The sequence below is a fragment of the Selenomonas dianae genome (assembly GCF_030644225.1).
Taxonomy (GTDB): domain Bacteria; phylum Bacillota; class Negativicutes; order Selenomonadales; family Selenomonadaceae; genus Centipeda; species Centipeda dianae.
In genome coordinates, this window is record NZ_CP128650.1 from 1,801,092 (window position 1) to 1,813,516 (window position 12,425).

Below are 12,425 nucleotides of genomic sequence, written 5' to 3' on the forward strand. Positions count from 1 at the left end.
AACTCCACCTTCTGTCAAGCCTAAATTTTAAAGAAGCGCCGTACGAATCTCAGGCGCAAGTGTACCGTTCAGGATAAACGTGCGGAGCACCTCATCCACCCTCCTATGGACATCGGGTACACGGAGCGTCCTGCCGTCACAGTCTTTCAAAAACGCCTGCGCCTTTTGCAGATCCACCGTCTGTTTCAGCGCATCCAATCTGCCATATGCATTGATGGTCGCAGCCGTAAGCCCAAGACCCGAAATCTCTTTCAGCATCTTTCCATCAAGTCCGAACGCATCGGTGAGCCGGTCGATCTCCGTCGTCTTCGCATGACACTGATACTGCGTGATATAGTCGCGCAGCGTCCTGCCCGCCTCCACTGTGACATTGCCGCTCTCCAGATCATGCAGGAACACAGCAGCATACTTCTGCTCCTCACGCCCGAGCGCGGCGAACGTTCGGTGCAGCTCATCCTTTGCCTGCTGCGCCCCGTCTCCCTGTTCCAACGCCTTCAGATATTTCTCGAAACGGCTGTTCATATAGTCCGCATCAATGACCTCCGTATCAATCTCCATCAGATCGCCGACGAGATCATACGGCACATCGCCGCCGCCCGTACGCGTACGCTCCACCTCAGCAAACAGCTCCTTGTACCGCAGTGCCAGCGTGCGATAGCGCTGCTCGTCAAAGGAGAGTGTAATGATCTGCGTCGCCCCGCCCCCGTCCTCACATTTGTAAACAGACTTCTTCCAATGAAATCCCTGCACCTCGGCAGCCCGCAGACAGCTGTTGAAATCACGAAAAAGAGCGGCAAACTTCCCACGCTCCGCCCGATCGCCCGGCAGCTGCATGAAGTCCGCGACCCCCGCCGCCGCAAAGAGATCGGCAATGTCCGCATAGAGTTCATTCATCCTGCGCAGATGATACGGCAGCTTGTCCACAAACAACCCCTGCGGACGGTTTTCGGCGTAGAGCCTTACCGCAGCCTCAATGTTCTGCTGCATCGTATGCGGCTTGCGATAGTAACGGATCACGCCAAACGGCTTCTCAGAACCAAAGAGGCGGTTCGTCCGCGAGAACGCCTGAATGATATTCTCGTACGTCAACAGCTTGTCCAGATACAGCGTATTGACCCATTTCGAATCAAAGCCCGTCAGCATCTGATCCACTACAATGAGAAGATCGAGCTGCTGCTCCGGCGCGAGATACCGATACGGCTCCTTGTGTGCAAGACGCAGCGCGACATCCTTCTTAAACGCCGCGTGCATCGGAAGGGTAAAGTTCTGCGCATACCGCACGTTATAGTCCGAGATAATCTCAAGCAAATCATCCTGCTTTGCCTTCGCTCCATCGTTGTTGTCGATGTTCGGATCAAAAAGGCAGGTGACGGCAAGCTTCGGCAGCTCCGCCTTCATCCTGCGGTAGTATCGAACCGCCTCCGCAATGCTGCTCGTTGCAAAGATCGCGTGAAACTTCCCCGCATGACTGAGCATCTCCCAGTTCTCGCCAATGTCCTCGACAACCGTTCTTGTGTGCTCCTCTGTGCGGTACTGCTCAGACGGCAGGTAATCCTCGATCCCCTGCACCCATATACCATTTGTATCCTTATAGCCCGCCATCCTGATTTTCTTGTCCGTGGTGAAATGCCGATAGACTTTCGCCTTCGCGGGATCGGCAAGCGCCTCCGCCACCGTCTGTGCCTTCGCCTCGTGGAGCGCGACCGCACGGCGCACATCCCTGTCGCGGAACGTCAACACCTGATACGGGTCGAACCCGAGCACATTCCCGTCGCGAATCCCGTCCGCAATGGTATAGGTATGAATCCGTGCACCGAACACATCCATCTGATCGCTTTTTTTCTTCGCATTCTCCTCGAAAATCGGAGTTCCCGTGAACCCGAAAAAGACCGCGTTCGGAAACGTCGCCTTAATCCCCGCGAGCATCGTACCGAACGTCGAGCGGTGCGCCTCATCCACGATAAAGACCATCCGCTTACCGTCGATGGACGTTCTGTCCTTGGCGCTCAGCCCGCCCTCCTCCGCAAGATTGCTCATCTTCTGGATGGATGTCACAACCAGCGTATCGTCGGGATTGCTGCTCCGCAGCTTGCTTTTGAGAGCGCGCGTATGCTCTGTCGCCTGAATCACGGTAAGAACCCCCGCAAAGGCGCGGTACGCCTTGAGGGACTGCGTGCCAAGCTCGATGCGGTCGGTCAGAAATATCACCTTGTCCGCATCGTTTCCGTCCGCAATCAGCTGTGCCGCCTTGAAACTCGTCATCGTCTTGCCCGAGCCGGTCGTATGCCAGACATAGCCGCCGCGCTGATTCCCCTCACCCCACCGCATCGTCGCCATCGCCGCCGCAATCCCGCTTGCCGCATAGTATTGATAACTGCGCATGACCTTGAGCACACCGTCCGCATGATCCGCCACCGTATAGAAGCCGATCAGCTGATGCGCCATCGGAATCGAGAGCAGATGGGAGGCAATCGCCTGCCAGTCATTCATCGGCGTATTGTTGAAATCCGCCCAGTGAAAATAATAGTCCTTGTTGAACGTCCCATCGGGGCCGGGATTTGCAAAATAGACCGTCTTCTCCGGATTCATCGCGACAAACACCTGCACAAGCGAAAACAGCCCCGTGAAAACGCCCTCCTTTGCGTATTTCTCGATCTGGTAATATGCCTGGCTCACGGGGATACCGCTGCGCTTCAGCTCGATGTGGATCACCGGCATCCCGTTGATGAGGAGCATCACATCGCCGCGCCGATCGCCAAGCAGCTTCGACTTCGCATGGAAAACGGGCTGACGTGCGATCTGATAGCGGCTCTGACCTGCGGCGATCTCCGTACGGTCATAGATCTTCAGACTGACATTCTTGCCAAAATGTTCCTTGTCCTCCGGATTCTCACGACGGATGGACACCGACTTGCCATTGATGAACTCATTGAGCGCGAGCGGTGTCCTGCAATCAATCGTGATGTGATTGATAATCTGCTGCATCTCGCCCTGCGTGAGCGGATAATCGCCCAGGCGGTCGCGGCTGCGATTGTTCGCAAAGAGGATGTCCGCCCAGTTCCGTATCAAATCCGCCTCCGTCGGGTACATGAGGATCTCGGTCTCCCACCCCATCGAGGAAGCGAGCCGTTCCGTCAATGCCTTCTCAAACTTTTCCTCGCTCTGAAACGCCATCGCCATCACCCCTCTTCCCGTTCAGACAAACATCTTTTCAAGCATTGCCTTTTTGATATTTTGCAGCTTTTCGAGCTTACGCTGATGAAGGGTGATAAGATGGTCGAGGTGTGAGAAAAAGCTGCCGATGGCGTGTTGTTCCTGCTGTTCGGGCATAATTATTTTATATGAAGAATACTCTTGTGCATTTATTCCCGGCTGACCAGAGCGTTGAGAAGTCACTTGAACGAATTTGTCATATTCTTTTGTAAGTGTATTTTGAAACACGAACTCAGCTGAATATGGGGGGCTGATTCTTGCTCTAATTAAAAAGCCGGCATAATAAACACAACCGTCTGACGGGTTATAAATATAGGTTTTCCCAACACTCGCCCCTGTTCTGGCAAAGACAATTTCATTTTTTTGCAGTTGATATTTTCCTGCGTAGGTTGTATCACAATCGGGCGAGGTTATATCTGTGTGCATAAAACTTCTGGTTGTATCGTCAATATCTGTAATCCTTAAATATTTATTTCTCCCATCAAACCTTTTTGCCGCAGCATTAAGCCCGTATTCAAGAGAATCACTTATCTCCCCCAACTCACGCTGTTCCCAAGCGTCGGTAAATCCGCGAAAACGGATCTCCGGAAATTTGCTGTTATTTTTTGGGAACATTTTTTCGAGCATCGACTTCTTGATGTTTTGAAGTTTATCATACTTACGCTGATGAAGGGTGATAAGATGGTCGAGCTGTGAGAAAAAGCTGCCGATGGCGTGTTGTTCCTCACTTTTTGGAACAGAAATCTCTGCTTTTTTTACATTGTCGGAGTTCAGTGACTCAAACGTAGACCCGCATGAATAGGTCTTCCAAAATCCATCAGAATCCATTTTGACAAGCAACTGGTAGATGAACTCATTTCCTTTGATTGCAGCAACTCCTCGACCAATCACCGCATGATAGGCGGTTTTTCCCATTGCACCCGCAGGTGCTCGAACACTCATGATTAAGTCTCCGGATGCCGCAATTTTTGTTATTTGTGTTGTCCATACCCTTGGTACTACCCAACCATTTTGTAAATCCGCATTCCCTTGTATCAAAATATAGCCGTTCGGTTCGTTGGAATATGTGTTTCCGTCCGGCGATTGTCCCATCGTGACTTGCACTATCTCCCCCAACTCACGCTGTTCCCAAGCGTCTGTAAATCCCTTGAAACGGATTGCGGGCGTTGTTCTTGTTTTATCCATTTTGTTCACCCATCAACAGTGCTTTGAACGCATCCAGTCCATGACGGTCGTATGTGCTCCCCTCCAACAGATCGACCATCTGCGCGAGAGCCGTCTCCGTCTCCCGTATCTCCTCCTCGATGGCGGAGAATGTGACCGCATACTTATTTTGCAGTACCTCGATACGGTGTACTGCTTCCTTGATGACCGTCGCGGGGAGGCTCTGCAAGTCCTCCACCAGTGGAACAATCCATTTCTTTTCAAGCAGATCACGCGCCGTATCATCGGAAAGTTGCTCGATGCACGCCTTTGTCTTTGCCGTGAGTGCCGCTTCCGCTTCTCTGATCTCCTTTTTGAGTTTCTTTTCCCGCTTCATGACCGCACTCACGTTGTCCACGATCCGGCACAATGCGCCAAACGCAAGACGGTTGTCCTTGTGCAGTTCTTTTTCCTTGCGCGTGACCTCCTTCGAAAGGAACGCATCTCCCTCCTCGCTCAGGATCTCCGCGCATTCCTCACGCTCATCCGCACTCATATTTTCGAGGATGTCCGCATACGCATTCGGGATCTCCGCCAACTCCTCCCGCATCGCCTGCAGGGCATCCACCTCTGTGCGGAGCAGTGTTCTCTGCACGAGCGCAAAAGGGATGATACGGCCGTCCTGCTCCTCCATATCCACCTCCCGCACAACAGAAAAGCCCTCCGTCTGTATCATCTCAAGATCAACGGCGATATGCTCCCACGCCTCGTCGAGCATCTGATAGGCGGCATACGGGTCGATGAGAGGCGCATCAGCAAGGCACGCGAAAAGCGCATCCCCCAGCTGTGCCTCCGCACGTGCGATGTCAACCTGCGCCATCCCATCCATCAGCACACTGCGCAGAACGCCGGGATAGGAGGACAGTGCCGCATGGATGCTCTGCGCGAATGCACGTACATCCGCATGACACTCGATGGCATCCCGCACATGATCTACGGCAAGCCGCACATAGGGCGCATCCGCATCATGAAAGAGCGCGGATTTTAGTGTCGGCAGTGTCCGCCAATATGGCTCCATTGCCGAGAGTTCCGTCCGGGGAATCCCGCCGAACATACACGCATACACATCCCACTGTTCGGCGGGTTCGGCAGAGTTCACATAGCGCGGGATGTTGAGGTTGTACTCGTTCGCGCGAATCTCATCACGCGAAACAACGCGTGCAAAGCGTGCCACATCCGCACGACGGGCGATCACGTCCACAATGCGCTTGATGTCCGAGGCGCGGAGCCTGTTGTTCTTCCCTTCCTTGACGAATCCCTTGGCGGCGTCGATGATGAGAACATCGGTATGCGGGCGCTGCTGACGCAGCACCATGATGATGGTCGGGATCCCCGTACCGAAGAAGATGTTCGGCGGCAGTCCGATGATGGCATCAATGTGGTTTTCCTCGATGAGATTCTTCCGTATCGTCCCCTCCTCACCACCGCGAAAGAGAACGCCATGCGGCAGGACAATCGTCATGATGCCGTCGGGTCTCAGATGGTACAGATCGTGCAGGAGAAACGCATAGTCCGCCTTGCCACGCGGCGCAAGTCCGAAGCGCACATAACGCGGGTCATGCTCCTTGTCGGACGGATCCCATGCCTTTGAGTAGGGCGGATTGGAAACGACGGCATCGACGTAGAGCGGCTCATACGGCTTCGCAGGGTCGTTGGGCCAATCCTCCTCAAGCGTATCCGCATTGCGCACCTCGATGTTGGCGGGGCTGATGCCGCGCATGACGAGATTCATACGGGTAAGATCATATGTGCTTTTCTCAAGTTCCTGCGCATAGTATTTAATGGCGTTGGGGGACATATATTTCGATGCACTCCTGCCAATGTTGATGAGGAGCGAGCCGGAACCGCTCGTCGGATCATAGATTTGGATTGTATTTCGCTCTTGCAGGTGCCGTGCGATGATCTCGGACATGAGCAGAGAGACCTCATGCGGTGTGTAGAACTCCCCCGCCTTTTTTCCGGCATTGGACGCAAACATACCGATAAGGTACTCATAGATAAAGCCGAGTACGTCGTAGCCCTGCCTCCCGTCCGTCGGGATGTCCTTGATGAGTGCGAGGAGGCTGCGGATTGCCTTGGTCTGCGCACCGGAACTGTTGCCGAAGTTCGACAGACCGCTCTGCAGTGTATCAAAGATCTTCTCAAAGACCTTGGTATGTGTCGGCGAGATGAGGCGGTTAAATGCGGCGAGTGCATCACTGACATTGGACACATCGAAATCATTGCGCATCGCAAGCCATGTGGCATAGAGATGTTCATGCGCGATGAAATAGCCGATGTTGTTCTGCACAAACTGAACCAAAGAAGTATCTGCCTCATTTACCTCATCCGCGATCATGGCATCATCGTAGCCGTTCGCCTTTAGGAAGCTGATCTCATAATCGGAGAGATATTTGTAAAAAATAAAGGCAAGGATATAGTCTTTATAGGTGTTTGCGGCAATCGTACCGCGCATCTGGTTCGCCGATGCCCATATATACTGTGCAAGCTTTTGTTTGTTCATCGCACTTCCCTGTTCTTTTCCACCATAAAAACGGCATTCATACGATAATTATATCATAAATATCCATAAAATACGTATACCGCGTTCCCTTATCGAAAATTTTTCTGCGAAAATAGACTTCGTACCGCTTGGGAACAGCGTGAGTTCTCGGATATAACCTATTCAGCGGGAGAAAAGAATCGGGAGAATCTTCCATATGAGAGTTATTCGATAACGAATGAAAATGGGTTCATGCCGCAAGACGAGAAATTCGAGAACGGTGGAACGATGCGGGATGCAGATAAACGGATGTATATTATTGTGTCGCCGCAATCCTTTGCCTACAACCCTGCCCGAATCAACGTCGGTTCGATTGGATACCAGAACACCGCGAAAAATGTGATAGTCAGCTCCCTCTATGAAGTATTCAAAACGACTGACGAGGTGGATGATCGCTTTCTTTGGCATTGGTTTAAGTCATATGATTTTCGAAAGATGATTCTTCGTCTACAGGAAGGCGGAGTGCGCCTATATTTTTACTATGATAAGTTGTGTATGGGGGCAATCTCTTTGCCAACGTTGGCAGAACAACGAAAAATAGGCGCTTATTTGGATCACCTCGACCATCTTATCACCCTTCATCAGCGTAAGTGTTTTCCCGACAGAAATGGAGGAGATTTTATGTTTACAGCCGTTTCATCCGAGATGCAGTTCCATGTATATTATGCAAAATGGATTGCAGTCTACAAAAAGGGCGCGATCCGAAAGGTGACGATGGACAAGTACCTCATGACACACAAATGGCTCGTGAAGCTCATCCCCGCGCTGAAGGTCAGAGAGATGAACCGCATTGCCTATCAGCAGCTGCTCAACGACTATGCGGAGTTTCACGAGCGGCAGACGACGATGGACTTCCACCACCAGCTCAAGGGTGCGATTCTCGATGCCGTGGACGAAGGGCTGATCGAACGTGACCCGACACGCAAGGCGATCATCAAGGGACGGCAGCCGACCGCGAAAAAGATCAAATATCTCAACCAATTCGAACTGCATACGCTCCTCGGCTCGCTTACGCTAAAGGATCGTGTGAACTGGGACTATTTCATCCTTCTGGTCGCAAAGACGGGAATGCGCTTTTCCGAGGCGCTTGCTCTCACCCCCAATGATTTTGACTTTGCACATCAGACATTATCCATCAACAAGACATGGGACTACAAGGGAAATAGCGGTTTTCAGCCGACGAAAAACCGCTCGTCTGTGCGTAAAATCCAGATCGACTGGCAGACGGTCATTCAGTTCTCCGAGCTGGTCAAGCACTGCCCCGCAGACGCCCCCATCTTCATCCGCACCAAGGTCTATAACTCTACGGTGAACGATGTCCTCAGCCGCCATTGCCGCGCGTGCCGCATCCCTGTGATCTCCATTCACGGGCTGCGCCACACGCACGCCTCACTTCTTCTCTTCACGGGTGTTTCCATCGCGAGTGTTGCACGGAGGTTGGGACACTCAAGTATGACGACGACACAAAAGACCTACCTGCACATTATTCAGGAGTTGGAGAACAAGGACATTGATCTCGTCATGCGGTCGCTCTCGGGGCTTACCTGACCGTCAACAATTTCACGCGGTCAAGCACCAAAACATTTGACAGGAGCGATTTATTCTGCAATAATGGGGGATATTATTTTTTTCCTTGTTATTCTATTGTATCTATGTTTGGGGAGGGAACTGCCATAAACGCACTCAAAAAGAAAGACCTATTGACACTCGGCTTTATGATGTTTTCCATCTACTTCGGCGCGGGCAATCTTATCTTCCCGCCTGCCCTCGGTCAGGCGGCGGGTGAGCACACGATGCTCGCCATGCTGGGCTTTATGACGACAGGCATCGGGCTGCCGCTGCTCGGCATCACGGCAATTGCTCTTGCGGGCGGCGAGTATGTCCCGCTGCTGCGTGCAAAGACGTGGCCGCTCTTTGCGACGGCACTGCTCGTCATCCTCTACCTCATCATCGGGCCGCTGTTTGCCATGCCGCGCACGGGTGCAGTTTCGTTCGAGATCGGTATCCGTCCCTTCCTCGGTGAGGAAAACCTTACGCTTGCGCAGTTCATCTATACGGCGATATTCTTCGGGACATCCTACTATCTCGCGCGGAACCCGAACAAGATCATCGACCGCGTGGGCAAGATGCTGACACCGGCGCTTCTGCTCGTGCTGTTCATCCTCTTTGTGCAGGCGTTTTTTGCGCCGCTCGGAACGGTGCTCCAACCGACGGGCAGCTACATCGACGCGCCATATGCACAGGGCTTTCAGGACGGCTACCAGACGATGGATCTGCTCGCCTCGATCGCCATCGGTGCGCTTGTGGCGAATGCGGTGCGCCTACGTGGGATCACGGACAGCCGTGCCATCGGTGCCGCGTGTCTCATCTCCGGGCTCATCACGGTGACGCTCATGGCGATGGTCTACGGATCGCTCGCCTACATCGGCGCAACGAGCGCATCCGTGCTCGGTCACTCGGAGAACGGCGGTCAGATTCTCTCGGGCGCAGTCGGCATCTTCTTCGGCTCTGCGGGCAATCTCCTGCTTGCCGTCATCATCGCGCTCGCGTGCCTGACAACGTGCTGCGGCATCACCTCAAGCGCGGCGATGTTCTTCAACAAGCTGCTGAAGGGGCGCATCTCGTATGAGCGGCTGCTTCTGTTTTCGATTCTCTTCAGCTTTGCCGCGTCGAATATCGGGCTGACGCAGATCATTGCGCTTGCCGTTCCGTTCCTTGTCGTGATCTATCCGCTCGTCATCGTGTTCGTCATTCTCTCCCTATTCGACCGCTGGATCGGTTGGCGCAGGAGCATCTATCGGTGTGCAATGGCGCTGACGCTTGTCTTCTCGCTGCTCGACGGTCTGCACGCAGCAGGGCTCTCAAGCGCACCGCTCCACGCGCTGCTCGTAGAGTACATCCCGTTCTACGCGATTATGATGGGTTGGGTCTGCCCTGCCATCGTCGGCGCACTCATCGGCTTCGGAGTTTCGCTGTTCCGGACGGCGCCCACGCCGGCGGAGGAGGCATAAAGAAAGAAAAAACGTCATCTGCATGAGCTCTTCGTGCAGATGACGTTTTTTGTGTTTCAGCGCAAATGACGCTGCTGCTTCTTCCTCCATTTGAGATAGAAATAGACGATGGCGATAGCAGAGCATACAACAAAGATGAGGCTCGCCTCATGCCCGTACGCCATGAGATCCGTCCAGTTCTCGCCGAGCATCAGTCCGGCGTAGAGGATCGCCGCCGTCCACGGGAGCGATCCCGCGATGGTGTAGGTGAAGAACCGCTTCGGATCAACCCGCGCAAATCCCGCCGGCAGCGAGATGAATGTGCGGATCACGGGCAGCATACGGCTGAAGAACACCGCCTTGAGGCCATAGCGGTCAAACCAATCCTGTGCCGTATCGACGTGGGATTTTTTGATGAAGAAGTATTTCCCATACTTGTCCACGAACGGACGCCCGCCGCGTGCACCGACCTCATAGGCAAAAACCGAGCCAAGAAGCCCGCCGATCATCCCTGCAAGCAGCGCACCCGAGAAGGTCATATGTCCCGCAGAAACGAGGTAGCCCGCAAACCCGAGGATCAGCTCGCTCGGAATCGGAATGCACGCATTTTCCGCCGCCATGAGCACGGCGACGGCAACATAGCCCCACGACGCGATAAACGAGAGAAACATCTGAGAGAAGTATTCCACGGCAAAATCTCCTTTGCGCCCCTATCCCATGAAACCCTACAAAAAAATCCCCAGTGCACATCTGTACTGGAGATTTGACAACAACGTGGTGCCTCAGAGCGGAATCGAACCACTGACACGGGGATTTTCAGTCCCCTGCTCTACCAACTGAGCTACCGAGGCAAAAGGAAAAATGGCGACCCGAAGGGGACTTGAACCCCTGACCTCCGCCGTGACAGGGCGGCATTCTAACCAACTAAACTACCGGGCCGTATCTGGTGACGCGTACGGGATTCGAACCCGTGAAGCCGCCGTGAAAGGGCGGTGTCTTAACCACTTGACCAACGCGCCAAACTCATGAAGGCGGCGGAGAGCCCTCAAGGGCATCCGCCGCACACTCACGAAAGTGATTATATGAGATTTTTGACCGCTTGTCAACTACTTTTATTTATGTTATAGTATCGACGTTCTCAGAGGCTCACGCCGCTGCCGAGGTTCGCCCACTGGACATCAGCGGCATACTCCTCAAGTTCGGGCAGCTTCTCCATGAGGTAGGAGTTCGTGACACGCACGAATGTCCCCTTCATGCCGAGCGACTTCGACTCAATGACCCCCGCAGACTCGAATTTACGCAGCGCGTTGACAATGACCGAGCGCGTGATCTTCGCCTCGTCGGCGATGCGCGAGGCGATCAGTCGACCCTCGAACTTCCCCTGGCTCGCGAGCTCCTGTAGAATCGCGTGCGCCGCCTTGCGCTCGGAGTACGACAGTGTTTCCACAGCAATGCGTACCGCCTCGCGCTGACGCGCCTCAACCTCACTTTTCTGTGCAGCATCGCGCAGCATCTCCATACCGACCACGGTTGCACCGTACTCGCAGAGCAGAAGGTCAGGATCTCCAAACTCTTTCTTTCCGCTTGCCACGACGAGTGTCCCCAGTCTGCGCCGTGGGCCGTAGATCGGTGTGACGACCATGTTCTGTCCGGAGAAAAGTTCCGCCATCTCTTTCTCATAGGAAACGCCGTCCGCATCCACGCGAATATTGGCGTGCGTTTCCTCCAAACGGTTGAGCCAGTCGACATACTTCCGTGGGAACTGTCCCAACTCAATCACTTCGTTCACCATGAGGTCATCGTCATCATCGAACAGGGCATATCCGCAAATTTTTCCGCCCTCGTCGGTAATGTAGACGTTCGCCTCAAGGACATTGCTCAACACGCGTGAGATCCCATCGTACTCAACGCTTTCCGAGCGCTGAAGCAGACGATTGATCTGCCGTGTTTTTCCCAGCAATGTAATCATCTGAATCCCCCTCTTTCTCAAGCTGTCCGCACAGCCCGTCAAATAACCACACCCCGTATAAAGACATTTTTCCTTCTATAAACATAATACTACATTTTTTCCAAATATCAAGAAAAACTTGAATGTTTTTCATCTTTTAATGATAAAATCCTGTTATCGTTCGATAGGCTCATACGATTTTATATAAAAAATATTTTTAGTGTCTTGCCTAATGGATGGAATCATAGTATAATATCACGGTATTGCGCGTGACTTGAGTGAAGTGCGCGTCGAGGAGGTGTAGCAATGGCAAGTGTATGCGAGGTCTGCGGCAAAGGGGCGATGAGCGGCAACAATGTGAGCCACTCCCATGTAAAGACGAAGCGCAAGTGGAAGCCGAATATTCAGCGTGTCCGCGCCCTTGTGAAGGGTGAGGTCAAACACGTCAATGTGTGTACGCGCTGCCTGCGTTCCGGCAACGTCGAGCGTGCCGTGTAAGCAAGTGCATAGAGGAAACCGTCCGTCTGTC

Annotated in this window: 8 protein-coding genes, 3 tRNA genes and 1 pseudogene; 4 read left to right on the forward strand and 8 right to left on the reverse strand. The window is 53.3% G+C overall.

Annotated features, from left to right (window positions below; translation table 11 throughout):
- Window positions 1-27: 27 nt before the first annotated feature.
- The 3 genes from QU667_RS08790 to QU667_RS08800 are packed head-to-tail and all read right to left on the reverse strand — an operon-like array spanning window position 28 to window position 6,919.
- On the reverse strand, window positions 28-3,180 hold the full coding sequence (locus QU667_RS08790; protein WP_304986820.1) for a type I restriction endonuclease subunit R: 3,153 nt from the start codon (window positions 3,178-3,180) through the stop codon (window positions 28-30).
- A 15-nt stretch (window positions 3,181-3,195) separates the two neighbouring features.
- Entirely contained in the window at window positions 3,196-4,398 is a 1,203-nt protein-coding gene (locus tag QU667_RS08795) for a restriction endonuclease subunit S (protein WP_304988442.1), read from the reverse strand.
- Window positions 4,391-6,919 (reverse strand): type I restriction-modification system subunit M, encoded by a 2,529-nt coding sequence (locus QU667_RS08800; protein ID WP_304986821.1) that lies wholly within the window; start codon window positions 6,917-6,919, stop codon window positions 4,391-4,393. The genes QU667_RS08795 and QU667_RS08800 overlap by 8 nt, the downstream gene beginning before the upstream one ends.
- Window positions 6,920-7,207: 288 nt before the next feature.
- Here QU667_RS08800 and QU667_RS11600 point away from each other — a divergent pair.
- The 3 genes and pseudogenes from QU667_RS11600 to brnQ form a co-directional block, all read left to right on the forward strand.
- Window positions 7,208-7,486, forward strand: a pseudogene (locus tag QU667_RS11600) (hypothetical protein); the annotation flags it as partial.
- A gap of 93 nt (window positions 7,487-7,579) precedes the next feature.
- Window positions 7,580-8,506: a site-specific integrase gene (locus tag QU667_RS08805; RefSeq protein WP_304986822.1), complete on the forward strand. Its 927-nt coding sequence runs from the start codon at window positions 7,580-7,582 to the stop codon at window positions 8,504-8,506.
- A 167-nt stretch (window positions 8,507-8,673) separates the two neighbouring features.
- Entirely contained in the window at window positions 8,674-9,969 is a 1,296-nt protein-coding gene (brnQ, locus tag QU667_RS08810) for a branched-chain amino acid transport system II carrier protein (RefSeq protein ID WP_304986823.1), read from the forward strand.
- A gap of 56 nt (window positions 9,970-10,025) precedes the next feature.
- Here brnQ and QU667_RS08815 read toward each other — a convergent pair whose 3' ends face one another.
- The 5 genes from QU667_RS08815 to codY all read right to left on the reverse strand — a co-directional run bounded on the left by QU667_RS08815 (window position 10,026) and on the right by codY (window position 11,917).
- Window positions 10,026-10,637, reverse strand: a complete 612-nt coding sequence (locus QU667_RS08815) for a DedA family protein (RefSeq protein ID WP_304986824.1) — start codon at window positions 10,635-10,637, stop codon at window positions 10,026-10,028.
- A gap of 86 nt (window positions 10,638-10,723) precedes the next feature.
- A tRNA-Phe gene (locus QU667_RS08820) sits at window positions 10,724-10,799 on the reverse strand.
- An 11-nt stretch (window positions 10,800-10,810) separates the two neighbouring features.
- Window positions 10,811-10,887, reverse strand: a tRNA-Asp gene (locus tag QU667_RS08825).
- Between the two features lie 5 nt (window positions 10,888-10,892).
- Window positions 10,893-10,967, reverse strand: a tRNA-Glu gene (locus tag QU667_RS08830).
- Between the two features lie 119 nt (window positions 10,968-11,086).
- On the reverse strand, window positions 11,087-11,917 hold the full coding sequence (gene codY, locus QU667_RS08835) for a GTP-sensing pleiotropic transcriptional regulator CodY (RefSeq protein WP_304986825.1): 831 nt from the start codon (window positions 11,915-11,917) through the stop codon (window positions 11,087-11,089).
- 285 nt (window positions 11,918-12,202) lie between these two features.
- Here codY and rpmB point away from each other — a divergent pair, with 285 nt between their 5' ends.
- On the forward strand, window positions 12,203-12,394 hold the full coding sequence (rpmB, locus tag QU667_RS08840; protein ID WP_304986826.1) for a 50S ribosomal protein L28: 192 nt from the start codon (window positions 12,203-12,205) through the stop codon (window positions 12,392-12,394).
- Window positions 12,395-12,425: the final 31 nt, after the last annotated feature.